Origin of the sequence: Hyalangium sp. (assembly GCF_035629615.1) — a bacterium.
GTDB lineage: Bacteria > Myxococcota > Myxococcia > Myxococcales > Myxococcaceae > Hyalangium.
The window spans coordinates 1-16,698 of sequence record NZ_DASPHO010000630.1 but is presented as its reverse complement, the minus strand read 5'-3'; the positions used below and the strand labels follow the sequence as shown (position 1 = coordinate 16,698).

Annotated in this window: 13 protein-coding genes; 7 read left to right on the top strand and 6 right to left on the bottom strand. The window is 68.6% G+C overall.

The window, feature by feature from the left end; genetic code table 11:
• The first annotated feature begins 712 nt into the window (after window positions 1-712).
• The 5 genes from VD972_RS32250 to VD972_RS32230 all read left to right on the top strand — a co-directional run bounded on the left by VD972_RS32250 (window position 713) and on the right by VD972_RS32230 (window position 8,155).
• The gene (locus tag VD972_RS32250; protein ID WP_324992631.1) at window positions 713-2,170 is read left to right on the top strand and encodes a reverse transcriptase family protein; all 1,458 of its coding nucleotides are present in this window, start codon (window positions 713-715) and stop codon (window positions 2,168-2,170) included.
• A 194-nt stretch (window positions 2,171-2,364) separates the two neighbouring features.
• Window positions 2,365-3,222: a calcium-binding protein gene (locus tag VD972_RS32245; protein ID WP_324992630.1), complete on the top strand. Its 858-nt coding sequence runs from the start codon at window positions 2,365-2,367 to the stop codon at window positions 3,220-3,222.
• Between the two features lie 97 nt (window positions 3,223-3,319).
• Entirely contained in the window at window positions 3,320-5,833 is a 2,514-nt protein-coding gene (gene leuS / locus VD972_RS32240) for a leucine--tRNA ligase (protein WP_324992629.1), read from the top strand.
• Between the two features lie 76 nt (window positions 5,834-5,909).
• Complete coding sequence (locus VD972_RS32235; RefSeq protein WP_324992628.1) at window positions 5,910-7,337, top strand: serine/threonine-protein kinase; 1,428 nt, start codon at window positions 5,910-5,912, stop codon at window positions 7,335-7,337.
• 251 nt (window positions 7,338-7,588) lie between these two features.
• A complete protein-coding gene (locus VD972_RS32230) occupies window positions 7,589-8,155 on the top strand; it encodes a Uma2 family endonuclease (RefSeq protein WP_324992627.1) in 567 nt (188 codons plus the stop codon).
• Between the two features lie 5 nt (window positions 8,156-8,160).
• Here the strand turns inward: VD972_RS32230 and VD972_RS32225 are convergent, their stop codons facing one another.
• The 3 genes from VD972_RS32225 to VD972_RS32215 form a co-directional block, all read right to left on the bottom strand.
• Window positions 8,161-9,333: a radical SAM protein gene (locus VD972_RS32225; RefSeq protein ID WP_324992626.1), complete on the bottom strand. Its 1,173-nt coding sequence runs from the start codon at window positions 9,331-9,333 to the stop codon at window positions 8,161-8,163.
• Entirely contained in the window at window positions 9,330-9,647 is a 318-nt protein-coding gene (locus tag VD972_RS32220) for a hypothetical protein (RefSeq protein WP_324992625.1), read from the bottom strand. The genes VD972_RS32225 and VD972_RS32220 overlap by 4 nt, the downstream gene beginning before the upstream one ends.
• 175 nt (window positions 9,648-9,822) lie before the next feature.
• Entirely contained in the window at window positions 9,823-11,301 is a 1,479-nt protein-coding gene (locus tag VD972_RS32215) for an ELWxxDGT repeat protein (RefSeq protein ID WP_324992624.1), read from the bottom strand.
• A 194-nt stretch (window positions 11,302-11,495) separates the two neighbouring features.
• Here VD972_RS32215 and VD972_RS32210 point away from each other — a divergent pair, with 194 nt between their 5' ends.
• Both VD972_RS32210 and VD972_RS32205 read left to right on the top strand, forming a co-directional pair.
• Window positions 11,496-12,803 carry a chloride channel protein gene (locus tag VD972_RS32210; protein WP_324992623.1) on the top strand — a complete coding sequence of 436 codons (1,308 nt, stop codon included), beginning with the start codon at window positions 11,496-11,498 and terminating at the stop codon, window positions 12,801-12,803.
• A 48-nt stretch (window positions 12,804-12,851) separates the two neighbouring features.
• Window positions 12,852-13,805: a DUF1152 domain-containing protein gene (locus VD972_RS32205; RefSeq protein ID WP_324992622.1), complete on the top strand. Its 954-nt coding sequence runs from the start codon at window positions 12,852-12,854 to the stop codon at window positions 13,803-13,805.
• A gap of 6 nt (window positions 13,806-13,811) precedes the next feature.
• Here VD972_RS32205 and VD972_RS45605 read toward each other — a convergent pair whose 3' ends face one another.
• The 3 genes from VD972_RS45605 to VD972_RS32190 form a co-directional block, all read right to left on the bottom strand.
• Window positions 13,812-14,543, bottom strand: coding sequence for an energy transducer TonB (locus VD972_RS45605; RefSeq protein ID WP_414654169.1), 732 nt, complete (start codon window positions 14,541-14,543; stop codon window positions 13,812-13,814).
• Window positions 14,544-14,877: 334 nt separating this feature from the next.
• Entirely contained in the window at window positions 14,878-15,363 is a 486-nt protein-coding gene (locus tag VD972_RS32195; protein WP_324992620.1) for a hypothetical protein, read from the bottom strand.
• A 543-nt stretch (window positions 15,364-15,906) separates the two neighbouring features.
• On the bottom strand, window positions 15,907-16,698 hold a 792-nt coding region (locus VD972_RS32190; RefSeq protein ID WP_324992619.1), incomplete at its 5' end, for a CapA family protein.

The window sequence follows — 16,698 nt, the reverse complement described above, 5'->3', positions numbered from 1 at the left end:
AGTCATCAGCCTCAGCGCCTCGAGCGCGGGAGCGGCGCTGCGCCGCTCTGGAAGCAATGCTGGACACTCTCCGCAAGGTAGCCTGTTCTTGGCTCTCTTCCCACCGGACGTACTGGCCCGGGTTGTAGAGCTGAGCCAACGACGCAACCGCCGTTTCTTCAACCCGGGCCAGTACGTCCGGTGGGGAGAGCCGGTGAGGCTACCGTGCCCCAGGTGAGCAGGTGGTGCCTTGGGGGCCTCCCTCGATCGCCCGCGCCCGTCAAACCCCTCCGCAGCGGCTTCCGGCAATCGACGGGACCTCGCGGCTGGTGTAGAAAACCGGACTTGTCTGGCCGCCTACCCCACGGCCAGCAGGGCGGGTGCGACCGAGCGCGAATCCTCAAGACCAGCACGAACGACCGAGAGAGGTCCCACAGTCATCAGCCTCAGCGCCTCGAGCGCGGGAGCGGCGCTGCGCCGCTCTGGAAGCAATGCTGGACACTCTCCGCAAGGTAGCCTGTTCTTGGCTCTCTTCCTGTCGCCGGCCATCCAGCGCGCCAGGGAGCTGAACCAACGACGCAACCGCCGTTTCCCTAGCGCGCTGGATGGCCGGCGACAGGGAGAGCCGGTGAGGCTACCGTGCCCCAGGTAGGCAGGTGGTGCCTTGGGGGCCTCTCTCGACCGTTCGTGCCTGTCGCGCCCACCCGCAGCCGCCGCGACGTCAGGAGCTGCCATGACCTCCAAGTTGGAGTCGTACGTATCCGCGGCGCCGCCGCAGCCAGGCACCGCCCCACAGCCCACCCCGTCCTCACCGGCCGCGCTCGCGCAGCGTGAGGCGCGCCGTCAGCAGCACGAGGCGCTGCTGACGCGGTGGAAGGCCATCCAGGAGGCGGGGGGCCAGGACGAGTGGGTGCGCCAGCAGCTCGTGGCGAAGGGCGTGGCAGCCGAGGAGGTGGACTTCGAGGAGCTCTCCGAGAAGCAGAAGGGGGCCTGGAAGGAGAAGAAGAAGGCGGAGGCCGTCGAGCGCCGTGCGCTGGAGCGCCACGTGTGGGAGGCGTGGAAGGCCACGCACATCAACCACCTGGGCGTGGGGGTGCACTGGGACGAGCAGGGGGGCCCGGACAAGTTCGACTTGCCGGATCGCGAGGAGCGGGCGAAGGCGAACGGGATGCCGGCGCTGGACTCCGCGGAGGCGCTGGCGAAGGCGCTGGCGGTGCCGGTGTCGCGGCTGCGCTGGTTTACCTTCCACCGTGAGGTGGATACAGGCACGCACTACCAGAGCTGGCAGATTCCCAAGCGGGATGGAGGCCAGCGGACCATCACCGCGCCGAAGAAGGAGCTGAAGGCAGCGCAGCGCTGGGTGCTGGCGAACGTGGTGGAGCGGCTGCCGGTGCACGGGGCGGCGCACGGCTTCGTGGCGGGGCGCTCCATTCTCACCAACGCGCTGGCGCACAGGGGCGCGGACGTGGTGGTGAAGGTGGACGTGAAGGACTTCTTCCCCTCGGTGACGTGGCGGCGGGTGAAGGGGCTGCTGCGCAAGGGCGGGCTGGAGGAGCACGCGGCGACGCTGCTGTCGCTGCTGTCCACGGAGGCGCCGCGCGAGGTGGTGCAGTTCCGAGGCAAGACGCTGTACGTGGCGAAGGGGCCACGGGCGCTGCCGCAGGGGGCACCGACTTCTCCGGCGCTGACGAACGCGCTGTGCCTGCGGCTGGACAAGCGGGTGTCGGCGATGGCGAAGCGGCTGGGCTTCACCTACACGCGCTATGCGGATGACCTGACGTTCTCGTGGCGGCGGGCGAAGGGGGCGAAGGGGAAGGCGCAGGCGGACGCGCCGGTGGCGCTGCTGCTGGCGAGGGTGAAGAGCATCCTGGTGGCCGAGGGCTTCACGCCGCACCCGGAGAAGACGCGGGTGCTGCGCAAGGGCTCGCGGCAGCGGGTGACGGGCCTGGTAGTGAACGAGGCGCCGGCGGGAGTGCCAGCGGCGCGGGTGCCGCGGGATGTGATCCGGCAGCTGCGCGCGGCGATCCACAACCGGGAGAAGGGCAAGCCGGGCAAGGATGGCGAGACGCTGGAGCAGCTCAAGGGGATGGCGGCGTTCATCCACATGACGGATGCGGCGAAGGGCAAGGCCTTCCTGCAGCGGCTCGAGGTGCTGGAGAAGCGCGAGCAGGCCAAGGGCACTTCGGCCTGAAGCTTGGGCCGGTGTTCTCGGCTGCGTCCCTCATCCGCCGGGTGGCAGCGGCGGGGTGCCTTCGCTCAGGATAGCGCAAACGTGCGCACAGGACGCACACCGCTTAATCCAGAGAAAATCCCCGCAACTCTCCGGGAGGAGCCGGGTTCATGGGTGCGTGGCCGGACAACGCAGCCCTTTCCCGGAGGAACCCCATGAAGCGCCCCTCTCCCCGCCGTCTCCTGACTGCAGCCCTCTGGCTGACACTCCCGCTAGGCACCGTCGCCTGTAACGCCGCCATGACCGACCAGGAGCTCGCCCTGGGCGAGGCCGCCTCCTACGTCGTCGCCTCCGAGGAGTCCGGAGACATCGGAGGGGACGCTGTGGCGGATGCCGATGCGGCCGCCCTCGATTCGTTCACCACCGAGGCCGTGGACACCGTGACCGTGGCCCCCGTGGATGACGGCAGCCCGTGCGACTTCAGCGCGCGCCGCCAGCAGGTGCTCGAGAAGTATGACGACAACCAGAACGGCCAGCTCGACCGTGCGGAGCTGCGCGAGCTGCGCGCCGACATCGGCGAGGGGGGCCCGGCGCGCCAGCGGCTGGCGCAGCTCGGCCGCCGCGCACGGCACCAGGCCTTCTGGCGCGTGCGCTGGGCCTTTGACGAGGATGGCAGCCGCAGCCTCTCCACCGAGGAGCGCTCCGCACTGGTGGATGCGATGGAGGCCCGCTGCGAGCGCCTGCGCGCCGAGCGCCTGGAGCAGTACGACGCCAACGGCGATGGCCAGCTCGATGAGGCCGAGCGGCAGGCGGCGCGCGACGCGGTCCGCGCGAAGTGGGAGCAGAAGCGCCAGGAGCTGCTCACGAAGTACGATGCCAACGGCAACGGCGTCCTGGACTCGCAGGAGCGTGAGCAGATCCGCCTGGACTGGCAGGCCAAGGCCCAGGAGCGCCGCGCGGCCCTCCTCGCGCAGTACGACACCAACGGAGACGGCAGCCTGAGCACCGCGGAGGCCCTGCCGCTGCGCCAGGAGATCCAGCGCCGCATCATCGAAGGCCACGACGCCGGGTAGGACTCCCGTCCCTCTCCTCCGTCCACCAGGTTGCACCGTGAGCCGCCGCTGCAGCCGGCGGTTCACCCTGTGGGAGCTTCAGGTAAGGTGCGCGGCCATGCCTTACGAGCACCGCACCGTCGAACCGAAGTGGCAGCAGCGCTGGAAGGAAGCACGGCTGCACAAGACGTCCTTCGATCCGAAGAAGCCCAAGTTCTACGCCCTCGACATGTTCCCCTACCCCTCGGGCGCGGGGCTCCACGTTGGCCACTGCGAGGGCTACACCGCCACCGACATCCTCACGCGCTGGAAGCGGATGCAGGGCTGGAACGTGCTCCACCCCATGGGGTGGGATGCCTTTGGCCTGCCGGCGGAGAACTACGCCATCAAGACGGGCATCCACCCGCGGGTGACAACGGAGCGGGCCGTCTCGAACTTCCGGCGGCAGATCGACTCGGTGGGCTTCGCCTACGACTGGGATCGCGAGGTCAACACCACCGATCCCAGGTACTTCAAGTGGACGCAGTGGATCTTCCTGCAGCTCTACAAGAAGGGCCTCGCGTACGAGGCCGTGATGCCCATCAACTGGTGCCCCTCGTGCAAGACGGGCCTGGCCAACGAGGAAGTCTCCGGCGGCAAGTGCGAGCGCTGCGGCACCCAGGTGGAACGCAAGGACCTGCGCCAGTGGGTGCTGCGCATCACCCAGTACGCGGACCGGCTGCTCGAGGACCTCGCCGAGGTAGACTGGCCCGAGTCGACGCTGGCCATGCAGCGCAACTGGATCGGCCGCTCGGAGGGCGCCGAGGTCATCTTCCGCGTCGCCGAGGGCCCGGCCGCCAACGCCGAGCTCCGGATCTTCACCACGCGCCCGGACACGCTCTACGGGGCCACGTACATGGTGCTCGCGCCCGAGCACGCGCTCGTCGAGCAGCTCACCCGCCCCGAGCAGCGGCAGGCGGTGACGGACTACCAGGTGGCGGCCCGGCGCAAGAGCGACTTGGAGCGCACCGAGCTCGCGAAGGAGAAGACCGGTGCCTTCACGGGCGCCTACGCCCTCAACCCTGTCAACGGGGAGCGGATCCCCATCTGGATCGCCGACTACGTGCTCGCCACCTACGGAACGGGGGCCATCATGGCGGTGCCGGCGAGCGATGAGCGGGACTACGCGTTCGCGGTGAAGTTCGGCCTGCCCATCAAGCCGGTAGTCCGCCCGGTGACAGGCGAGGCCGAGCCCGGCAAGCCGTTCACGGAGGAAGGCGTGGCGGTGAACTCGGGCGACCTCGACGGGCTGCCCACCACCGAGGCGAAGAAGAAGATCACCGCGCAGCTCGAGGCCAAGGGGCTCGGGAAGAAGACCGTCAGCTACCGCCTGCGTGACTGGGTCTTCTCGCGCCAGCGCTACTGGGGCGAGCCCATCCCCATCGTCCACTGCCCCCAGTGTGGCCCCGTGCCCGTACCGGAGAGCGAGCTGCCGGTGCTCCTGCCCGAGGTGGAGCGCTACGAGCCCTCCGGAACGGGTGAGTCTCCGCTGGCGACCATCCCCTCGTGGCTGGAGACGCGCTGTCCCCAGTGCAGCGGCCCGGCCCGGCGCGAGACGAACACGATGCCGCAGTGGGCGGGCTCGTGCTGGTACTACCTGCGCTACCTGGATCCGACGAACGCTCAGGAGCCCTGGTCCCGCGAGGCGGAGCGGCAGTGGATGAACGTGGACCTGTACGTGGGCGGCGCCGAGCACGCGGTGCTGCACCTGCTCTACGCGCGCTTCTGGCACAAGGTGCTCTACGACCTGGGCCAGGTCTCCACGAAGGAGCCCTTCAAGAAGCTGCGCCACCAGGGGACGGTGCTCGCGTACACGTACCAGGACGCGATGGGGCGCTACCACGAGCTGTCCGAGGTGGAGCTGCGCGGCGATGACGCCTACCTCAAGTCGACCGGCGAGAAGCTGTCGGTGCAGGTCGAGAAGATGGCGAAGTCGAAGATGAACGGCGTCAACCCCGACGACGTCGTCGCCGAGTACGGGGCGGACGTGCTGCGCCTGTATGAGATGTTCATGGGCGAGTTCGAGCTGCAGAAGCCGTGGGACTCGCGCGCCATCGAGGGCTGCAGCCGCTTCCTGCGGCGGGTGTGGCGGCTCGTGGAGGAGCTCAACCCTGGGAAGCAGCCTGAGGGCGACCCGCACCAGCGCCTGCGCCACAAGACGACGAAGCGCGTGACGAACGACCTGGAGCGGATGCAGTTCAACACGGCGATCGCCGCGATGATGGAGTACGTGAACGCGCTGACGAGCCAGGGAGCAACCCGCGAGGACCTGCTCACGCTGGTGAAGCTCGTCGGGCCCTTCGCTCCGCACCTCGGAGACGAGGCGTGGGAGAAGCTGGGAGCCGGCGGCTTCCTCGTGCAGCAGGCCTGGCCGGCCTATGACGAGGCGCTGACGATCGACGCGGTCATCACCTATGCGGTGCAGGTCAACGGCAAGCTGCGCGGGAGCCTCGAGCTGGAGCGCACCACCCCCGAGGCCACCATTCGTGAGCAGGCCCTCGCGCTGCCGAACGTCGCCCGGCAGCTCGAAGGCAAGACGGTGAAGAAGGTCATCGTGGTGCCAGGAAAGATCGTCAACGTCGTGATTGCATGAGTGGACGTTTCCCACCCCTGAGGTAGGATTCCCTGGACCCACCCTGGTGGGTCTTGGCTTCCCTTGGAGGTGATACTTGGAGACTTCCCTCACCGTGCATCCCGCTGCCCTCCCACCCGGCTCCCTCATCGGCTCCTGGCGCCTGCTGGGGCTCCTGGCCCAGGGCGCCTACGGCCTCGTCTTCCGCGCGGAGCACTCAACCCACGCCGAGAAGGGACCTGTTGCCCTCAAGCTCGCACGCCATCCCGGAGACCCTCGGTTCGTGCGGGAGGTGGAGCTGCTCTCGCGCATCCACCATCCCCATGTGCCCAGCCTGCATGACTCCGGTGAATGGAGCGGCCCAGGCGGCGCGCGCTTCCCGTTCCTCGTCATGGAGGAGGTGGACGGCCTGCCTCTGTACTCCTGGGCTCGGCTCCAGACCCACTCCTCTGGCCAGGTGCTGCGCCTGCTGGCCCAGCTCGCCCGAGCCCTGCAAGCCGCTCACGCCGCTGGTGGCCTCCACCGCGACGTCAAGGGTGACAACATCCTGGTGCGCTCGGCGGACGGCCACGCCCTGCTGGTCGACTTCGGCTCCTGCATCTATCGCGGCGCGCCCGTCCTCACCCGCAACTCCGAGCCGCCCGGCACGCCGCACTACCAGAGCCCCCAGTCCCAGCTCCACCAATGGAGGTTCGGCCGCCACGCCTCTGCCCGCTACGAGGCCTCTCCGGCAGATGACGTGTACGCCCTGGGTGTCACCGCGTACCGCCTCGTCACTGGCCGCTACCCGCTCATCGCCGACGACGTGGAGGTATCGGCGGACGGGGGTGACACGTTCTCGCGCTTCCCGGAGCTGGTGCCTGCGGAGAACCTGGTGCACATCTCCCCGGAGCTGGCACGGTGGATCCGCCAGATGCTCTCCGTGCAACCCGAGGATCGAGGCACCGCGGCGGAGTTGGCCCAGGGGCTGGAGCTCGCGGCGGCCACCACGGGACGCGAAGCAGATCAACCCATCACTCCACGACAAGCCCCTGCTCCGAGTGCGCCAGAAGCTCCTCCAGCTCCGGCGAGCCAGCCGCTGGCATGGCGGAGGTGGCTCATTCCAGTGGCCATGAGCGGGGCCCTGGCTGCCGGTGTATGGGGCCTGGCCCATACCCTGCCCGGGGAGTCATCCACGGCAGGGGTTCGAGCAGCTCAAGCCGCAGTTCTGGCAGGGGATACGGCGAACCTGGGAGAGCTCGTGCTCGTCGAGCCCCTTTCCGCACCAGAGGCCATGTCGACGCACGAGGGAATTGGTGAGGACGTACCGGAGGGGCCTCTCCCCGGCCAGCGGCTGCCTCCGTGCAAGCGCCCCCAGATCGAGATCAACGGCGGCTGCTGGATCCTCGTGGGAAACGAGGCCCCACCGTGCGTCGAGAGCACCTACGAGTGGAAGAAGCGGTGCTACCTGCCCTACTTCGGCCCGGGACGCCCCTCCACCTCGGGGCAGAAGGGGAAGCCTGAACGAGTCGGGCCTCCTCGCTAGGGCTGGCGGCGCGCTCTGGCCGAACCTGTATAGCTGTCAGACAGGTTTGCCCGGCGCGCTCTGGCCGAGCCTGTATAGCTGTCAGACAGGTTTGCCCGGCGTGCTCCCGGCGGGGCGGCTGAACCGCCGATGAAGCGGTTGATCTCGTTGGCTACCCGGAGCGGCGGGCCAAGGGGCAGGACAATGAGCACATGGGCGGGACATGGGGTGAGCCGGTTGCGACGGCGAGGACGGGGCTGCATTCTGAAGACATGAGCGACAGGCCACCGCGACGAGAGGCCACTTATGAGGGCCTGGAGAGCGTCCCTTCTCACCAGGTGGGGGAGATTGTCGGCGGGGAGCTGTACGTCAGTCCGCGCCCATCGCCGCTGCACGCCCGCGTGACAGCCCGGCTGGTCCAAGCCCTGGGTCCCTTCGACAAGTCCCCAGGGACCGAGGGACTCGGTGGATGGGTGATCCTCTTCGAGCCCGAGCTGCACCTCTCGAGAGAGGCGCTCGTTCCAAATCTGGCGGGGTGGCGGCGCGAGCGCCTCCCGGAGCTACCCGATACCGCTGCACTGACACTCGCACCAGATTGGGTCTGCGAGGTGCTCTCCCCCTCCACCGAAGCACTGGACCGTGCACGCAAGATGGGCTCGTACGCACGCGAGGGTGTGAAGCACCTGTGGTTCGTGGATCCACGCCCACGCCTGCTGGAGGTGTACCGGCTGGAGCAGGGCCGCTGGTCGCGTCTCGGCGCACACCTGGGGGACACCGTGGTACGTGCCGAGCCCTTTGAGGCGCTCGAGCTGAAGCTGAGCCTCCTCTGGGAACGCTGACTGCCTCAGGCCGCCGGCTGTTCCCGGAAGGCCGCCTCAACCCGCTCATCCGTGAGCAGCTCCTGCTGCGCGCGGATGCGCTTCTCGATGTAGGCGAAGAGGTTGCGCTCCACCACGCACGTGCGTCCTCCGTCCGGCCGCTTCTCCTTGAAGTTGTAGTGCTCCTCGGCGATGGGGTAGCCGCTGCAGGCGCCGAAGTACGGGCAGCTCAGGCAGTTCTGCGCGATGCGGCGCTCGGCCGCGAGGGCTGACTTCGCGAAGCGCTCCCCGGCGAAGAGGTCCACCAGCGGCGTGGTGAAGAGGTTGCCCACGCACCACTCCGGATCCTCGTAGGGGTCTCCGTAGGTGAAGCAGTCCCCGTTGGTGTTGACCAGCAGGACGGGCAGCCACTCACGCTTGTTGTAGTAGACGGGCGCCGCGTTGCCCTTGATGAACCGCAGCACCGTCTGGATCTGCTCCAGCGTGGGGTACACCTTCAGGAACCCATCCTTCTCCAGCCACAAGTCCACCAGTTCCTGGAAGGCCTTCAGGATGTCCTGGGTGCTCATGTCGAACGAGCGGTGCTGGCCCTCGAAGGCTCCGTCGAAGAGCGGGAGGAGGCGGAAGTCGATGCCCGCACGGGAGAAGAAGTCGTAGATGTGGCGCAGGCGGCCGATGTTCGCCCGCGTCAGCACGGTGATGGTGCTGAAGGGGACACCGCGCTCGCGCAGCCGCTCCATGTTCTTCAACGTCTGAGGCTGCAGATCCTTGCCCGCCACGTTCACCCGCAGCCCGCCGAACACGTCCACCGACACCCCGACGACGTCGAAGCCCCGCCGCAGCAGCTCGATGCGCTCCTCATCGAGCACCGTGAGGTTGGTCTGCAGGACGTTCTTGCGCGGCACGTCCTCGCCGAAGATCTCCTTCTGGTCCTGGAGGGTGTCCCAGTAGAAGCCCGGCTCGAGCAGCAGCGGCTCGCCACCGTGCCAGATGAAGCCGAGCTCCGTCCGCTGCTGGTCCCTCGCATCCACCTGGGCCCGCCAGGCCTCGATGTGGCGGTAGAGCTGCCTCAGCTGCTCGCGGGACATGGCCTCCCGATTGCCAAGGGACTCGTACTCGTAGCAGTACCGGCACCGGAGGTTGCAGAACTTCGAGACCTTCACCACGAAGTCCATCCGGCGATGGACGGCCTGACTCATGAGGCGCGGAGCTCCAGGAGCACGTCCTCCATGAGCCAGGTGAGCGAGGTGTTCGTCTCCGCCCGCTTCACGTTCGGGAGCTGGGCGAGGCGGCCGACATGGGTGCTCTCGGGCCAGCCGGCGGCACCAGGCACCTGCTCATCCATCTCGATGCTGGCGGCCAGGGACTGGAGGTTCTCGGAGACACAGCGCTCCATCGCGGGACGCCTCTCCGCCTCCACCTGCGGCAGGGCGGGCTGAGCCACGGCGGGCGCCGCCACGCTCAGGGAGAGGGCAGCCAGATACTTCAGGTACTGCTCGGAAGAGCTCTTCATGATGCAAACCTCATGCGGCTGAGAGGGAACTGAGGGGGGAGCCGCCAGCGGAGGGGGCCTCTTACACGAGTCCTCCTCCGCCTAGTCATATTATATAATTATTACTCGGATTAAACGATTTTCTGTTTAAGCGGTTAAAGCTGCTCTTGCTTGCCTGAGCGCTTCGCGGCCGGGCTCACTCCGAGGCCCGGTCCCTGCAGCGTCCGTGGGGCCGGAACGGCAGGGCCCACAGCTCCTCGCCGGACTCGGCCGTCGTCGCGGTGAAGAAGACGTCCCAGCCGGAGCGCGTGAACGCGAGCGGGTCCGAGGACGCCGCCCCGGGGGCAATCTCCTGCAGTGGCACCGTTCCGCCCGCGGTGCCGTCGCTCGTCCAGGGCTCGCGGCCCCGTCCCGGGGTGTCCGCCGAGAAGAACAGCCTCCCCGAGATGGCCGTCAGCCCCTGGGGAGCCGAGCCCTGGGTGCCCGGCACCAGCTCTCGGAGCAGGGTGGTGCCCCGGGCCGTGCCATCGCTGCGCCACAGCTCGCGCCCGTGGAGCTCCTCCTCCGCGGCGAAGTAGAGCCGCCCGTCCAGCGCCGCGAAGGAGCCAGGTGAGGAGCTGGCCGTGCCAGGCCGGAGATCCTTCACCAGCGCCGTCCCCCGGGCCGTGCCGTCGCTGACCCACAGCTCCTCGCCGCGCGGATCCCCCGCGACGTCCTCCCCCCTGGCGCCCGCGCTGAAGAAGAGCTTCCTGCCCACCGCGGTCAGGTCATGCGGGTAGAGGCCGGGGAGGAAGCGCAGGTACTCCGCGGGCCCGCCCCTGGTGCGCCACAGGCTGGCCTGGCCTTCATTGTTGTCCACGAGGAAGAAGAGGCTCGAGTCCACGGCGTTGAGCGAGAGGAGGAAGTTGTCCTTGGGGCCGGTGAAGACACAGGTGGCGCCGCGAAGGCCGGTGCTGCGGCAGACCTGGAGGACGTCTCCCACGTTGGCCACGAAGGCGAACCCGTAGGCAAGCTGGGTCAGCCGGCGAGGGTTGGAGCTGCCGGGGAGGCCCGGGATGGAGACGTCGTCGCCAGGGTAGAAGTCCTCGACGAGGAAGGTCCCTCTGGCCGTGCCATCGCTGCGCCACAGCTCGTTGCCGCTCTTCCCATCATTCGCGGCGAAGTAGACGACGTGCCCCACGGCGAGGAGCTGGTCGGGCGCCGAGCCAATGGGGCCTGGCCAGAGATCCTTCACCATCCTCGTGCCGGCAGCGGTGCCATCGCTCACCCAGAGCTCGCGCCCATGCACTCCGTCCTCCGCGGTGAAGAAGAGCGTGTCTCCGGCCACGGTGAGGCGGCGAGGGTTCGAGGTGGCCACCCCCGGCCGGATGTCCTTCACCAGGGAGGCGCCCGCCCGGGTGCCGTGGCTCTTCCAGAGCTCGCGCCCGCGCGCACCGTCGTCCGCGGTGAAGAAGAGCTCGCCGGCGGCGTGGACGAGCTCGCGGGGCCTGGAGCCCACGGAGCCTGGGCGGATGTCCGCGATCAGCGTGGCGGAGGTGTCACAGGGGCGCCAGCCCTGCAGCTCATGAGAGGCGGACTCCGAGGCGGGAGCTTCCTCCTGGAAGTCCTCACCGGGAGCAGGCCCGCAAGCAGCAGGAAGGATCAACACGAGTGCGAGCCATCGCCGGATACCCATCAGACCACCCCTTCATGATGCGAACGGAAAACGTGAATGGAGGTGCAATCGGAGCTCACTCCTGGGGAGCACCCCTCCCCGAGAGAGCGCGGGGAACTGGCTCCGGGGAGACACTCCGAGGGCTCCGTGCCAGGCGAGATGTGAAGTGCTCGTCCCTGTCTCCCTGGAGACGGTCTCCGTCTACACTCCCCGCTGTGACTCTCACCCGAAGTGCACGTTCGCTGGGGCAGTGGCTGCTGCTCGGAGGCCTCGTCGGCGCGGTGTGCGGTGCGGCGTCAGCGCTCTTCCTCTTCCTGCTGGACGAGGCCACCACCTTCCGCGAGCAACACTCCGTCATCGTCTACACACTTCCGCTGGCGGGGCTCGTCATCGGCGCGCTGTACGCGAAGTGGGGAGCACCCATCCGCGGTGGCAACAACCTCGTCATCGACACGGTGCACGAGGGGGATCCGCAGATTCCGCTGCGCATGGCGCCCATGGTGCTGCTGGGCACCGTGCTCACCCACCTCTTCGGGGGCAGCGCTGGCCGCGAGGGCACCGCCGTGCAGATGGGGGGCAGCCTGGCGGACGCCCTCGCCCACCGCCTCCGGGTGTCTCCGGACACTCGCCGCGGGATGCTCGCCGCGGGCATCGCCGGAGGCTTCGGCTCCGTGTTCGGTACGCCCATCGCTGGCGCGGTGTTCGGCCTGGAGGTGGTCGTCGTGGGGCGGCTGGGCTACGAGGCGCTCCTGCCTGCGCTGGTGGCCTCGGTGGTGGGGGATCTCGTCACGCGCTCGCTGGGAATCGTCCATACCGTGTACCCAGTCCCTGGCGTGCTGCCGCTGTCCGGGTGGGTGCTGGCGAAGTGGCTGGTCTTCGCGGTGGCGGTGGCGGGGGTGGCCATCGTCTTCATGGAGGGGACCCACCGGCTGAAGAAGCTGCTGGAGGGGCGCGTGCCCTGGCTGCCGGTGCGCATGGCCATGGGGGGGCTCGCGGTGGTGGGGCTCTGGAAGCTGGTGGGGACGGAGGCGTACCTGGGGCTGGGGGTGCCCACCCTGGTCCGCTCCTTTGTGGATCCGTCGCTGCCCGAGAGCGCCTTTGCGTGGAAGCTGCTCTTCACCGCCGTCACGCTGGGCGCGGGCTTCCTGGGCGGAGAGGTGACGCCGCTGTTCTTCATCGGCGCGGCGCTCGGCAACGTGCTGGCGAGGTTGCTCGGCCTGCCGCTGGACCTGGGAGCGGCGGTGGGGATGGCGGCGCTCTTCGCCGCGGCGGCCAATACCCCGCTGGCCCTCTCCATCATGGCCGTGGAGCTGGTGGGTGCGAGCGTCCTGCCGCATGTGGCCATCGTCGCCACGGTGGCGTACCTGCTCACGGGGCACCGAGGCATCTACCCGGCGCAGCGCCTCGCCCGGCTCAAGCATGGCGGGCCGCTGCTGGCCCGGCTCGTGCCACTGCGCGAGCTGCCCGGGGAGCCCCCTGACACGGAGAAGCCCTCGGAGCCACAGGGGCCCTCACGTGGCTGAGCGAGCCCAGGCCGGGCACGGGAAGGAGCCGTGACGTAGCATTCTCCCATGGACGTCTTCGACTCGCCGTTGGGGGTGGCGCTCGCGCCGGCCCGCCGCATCCTGCTCGCGGGAGCGGGCGGGGGCTTCGACATCTTCTGCGGCCTGCCGCTCTTCTTCGCCCTGCGGGCCCAGGGCAAGGAGGTGCACCTGGCCAACCTCTCCTTCACCTGGCTGAGCCAGGCGACGGGCCGCCGGCGCTCTCCCACGTGGCTGGAGGTAACGGCGGACTCGAGCGGCCCGGAGCTCTACTTCCCGGAGCTGTACCTGTGCCGGTTCCTCCGGCGCCAGGGCATCGAGGTGTCGATCCATTGCTTCGATCGGACGGGGGTGAAGCCGCTCACCGAGACGTACCGGGCGCTCGCGGCGGAGCTGAAGCCGGATGCGGTGGTGCTCGTGGACGGTGGCACGGACAGCCTCATGCGTGGAGACGAAGCCGGGCTGGGCACACCGGTGGAGGACGTGGCCAGCATCCTCTCGGCCAGCGCGGTGGACTGTCCGCTCAAGCTGCTGGTGTCCGTGGGCTTCGGCGTGGACACCTTCCATGGGGTGTGCCACGCGGACTTCCTGCGCTCGGTGGCGGAGCTGACGTCGGATGGAGGGTTCCTGGGCGCCTTCTCGCTCATGCGCCAGATGCCTTCGGTGCAGGCCTGGCGCGAGGCGGTGCTGGATGTGTTCCGGGCCATGCCGAACCACCCGAGCATCGTCTCCGCCTCGGTGCTGTCCGCGGTCGAGGGGCGCTATGGCGACTACCACCTGACGCACCGAACGCAGGGCAGCGAGCTGTTCATCAACCCGCTGATGGGGCTGTGCTGGGTGTTCCAGCTCGACGCGGTGGCGCGGCGCATCCTCTACGCGGATCGGGTCCGGGAGACGGAGTCTCCGCTGGAGCTGGACTCCGCCATCGAGAAGTTCCGGATGGAGCACCCGAACCTCCGCACATGGAAGGCGCTGCCCTTCTGAGCGTCTTCAGTTGCCAGGGCGGAGGGAGAAGACGACGGGGATGACGAACCCGGCGTCCGTGCGGGAGGCACTCTCGGGCAGGGGCTCGAAGGGAGCGGCGGCCTCGACCATGCGGAGTGCCTCGGCGTCGAGCACGTCCTGGCCCGAGGAGGTGACGAGCCGCGGCGGCTCCATGAGCGAGCCATCCCGGCGGAGGCGGAGCTGGACGTGGGCGGTGCCCTGCATGCCGAGCCGCACCGCTACCTCCGGGTAGCGGCGCTGTCGGGCCACCACGGAGGACAGGCGCCGCGCATAGCCCCTGAGGTCTCCGAGAGCAGGCCCGCCCGGTCCACCATTTCCAGGGGCAGCAGCGCTCCGCGAGCCCACGGCGCCGCCAGAGGATGCGGCACCTGACTCACTGTGCGGGAGTCCAGACTCTGCGCCAGGAGCACCCTCGACAGAGCTACGGGTTGCGGCCTCTGCGACCGATGCACCCACCGGGGCCTCGGCCGAGGGCTCTCCACTCTGGGCGGAGTCCGCGGAAGGAGAAGCTGCTGTCGGAGAAGCGGGAGCCTGCTCCACGCGTTGCGCCACTTCAGGCCCGGACCCGGCCAGCCGTGCAGTGGGCTCGGCCGCGGGCTGCGCTCTCGGAGCGGCGGCCACAGAGGGGAGCCGCGTGCGTGCCACAGCCCGGGGAGCGGAAGGAGGAGCTGCAGGAGACGAGGCTTGGACAGCACCGGGTCCCTCGAACCAGACCATCCCCATGCTCGCTGTAGCAGCCCCTGGAGCACCGAGGCTCACAGGTACTTCGGTCAGGGTCCCTTGCAGCAGAGTGACTGCCAGCACTCCATGCAGCACGAAGGAGGCGCCCAGGAACCAGAACAGGCGAGCGGCTCCACCGGGCGTCCTGGACGCGACCTGCGCTCCCTCATCTGTAGCGGTAGCCTCCATCATCATCCAGCATGCGCGCCTTGCCTTCAGATCCATCCGTGCGCCTGAGGCACCGCTCTCCTTTGGAGACAGCGTGTAGTGCAAAGCTCCTGCGTCATCAACCCAGGCAGATCGGACTGCATCCTACCGAGCGTCACAGCGCTCATGGATGGCTCATGGAATGGGGAGCCGTTAGGGCTCTCCGATTCGCGAGCGCTGCCTGGATGTCGGCACCGCGTCGGGCCATGAGCACCTCCAGGTACGGCGAGAGCGTCCTCGTGACCCGGCATATGGCTGCGAAGTGGAGGAGCTCTTCCGGTGTGCAGAGCCCTGCCAGGAGAGCGTCTCGAAGCGCCCGGACCGCCACCGGGAAGCCGAGCTTGCCTCGGTACTTGAAGAGGTCCGCCACGGTCTTCGCCACGCTGTAGACGCGCACGGGGACACGCTGGTCGGAATGGTGCTCGATTCCTTCGGAGAGCGCGGCCCCGGAGAAGCGGACGACACGGAGCGGCGGTTGCTGCCGGCGAGGGCGTCGAGCCTTCTCCCCGATGGCGAGGAACACCTCGGGAGGCTCCTCGGATAGCAGCCCATGGAAGTAGAGCGCGGACGAGAGGCACACCACGGCTTGGGGCACACCTTTGGCGGCCACCGTCGTGCTGCTGAATGACCCACTCCCCCTGCCCCAGATGCCAGGGGCAACTTCCCGGAGCTCGACTCGCAGACGTGGCCGAGGAATGCCATGGGCTTCCACGTCACGCAGGCGCAGCAGTCCCAACTTTGCGGCCAGCTCTGACGCGGACGGCCGCGTGAATCGATCCGGCCGGGCCTTCAGCCTGTTGCTCGCCACCCTCCACCTCCCTCCACCATCTGCTTGCCATCCTCTACTGGTTCGGTCCGACATGACTGCTGCTCCAGTCGGAAGAAGGAGCCGAAGGCACTACCGAGGGCAACTGTTCGGAAATGTCGGGACTTTTAGAAGCGCAAAACCCCCGACATTTCCGAACAGTTGGCCACGTGGGTCATCCGGACCGCGCCCAACCTTCCGCGAAGTGCTGCCCCCTATAGTTGTCGAAGGCGATGCCATCAGCATCCGCCATAAGGCGGCGCATCTCGCATGCTTCAGTCCAAGAGGCTCTGTCAGCTCTTCAGGGAAAGTGTTCACGCGCCTGGGAGCATGAGCACCGATCCCCGCTCAAGGCACGGCCTGAACCGCCACGCTCTCGGCCGACTCCTCGCGGCGGCGCAGTCCCGGTGAGGCCACCGCGAACCCCTCAGGCAGCATCTTCAAGATGACCTCACGCCGGTGCTTGTGCGTCGTCAGCCGGTGCTCCAACACCCCCCGCTCCTTCTTCAGCTGCGCCTTCTCCTTGGCGTCCGTGGGCTCGGGCCTCGCGTCCAACAGCGCCACGCGCTCGGTGATGGCCTCCAGCTCTCGATCGATGAGCACGGGCTGGATGTTGCGCGCCTCCTTCTTCTTGCGCGTGCGCGCGTTGTTCTCGATCCACACCGGCAGCACCGACACCGCGTCCAGCTCCACCGCCCCGTCCGCCTCGCGCCGCGCCCACGACATACGCAGCAGCATCGAGTCCCGTGTGTCCCCCTGCTTGTCCGACTTGCCCGGCCTGTACGCGTAGAACTGAGACTGGTTCGCCACCAGGTTCCCCAGCGAGTACGCGATCAGCCCCTTGCGCCCCTCCGCCGTCGTGTACGACTCCAGCGGCTGCAGCACATGCGGGTGATGGCCGATCACCGCGCCCGCCCCCGCGTCGATGATGGCTCGCGCCAGCTTCTTCTCCTCTGGCTTGGGCTGCCCCGCGTACTCCGTGCCCCAGTGCACCAGGACGATCAACACGTCACACCGCGCCGCCGCCATGCGCACCCGCTCCACCACATGCTCCGTGCTCACGCCCCGGTATTGCGCGGGCGCGTCATACGGCACATACGCCACGTGCGCCTCCGAGGGATCCTTCGGGTTGCTGAAGCC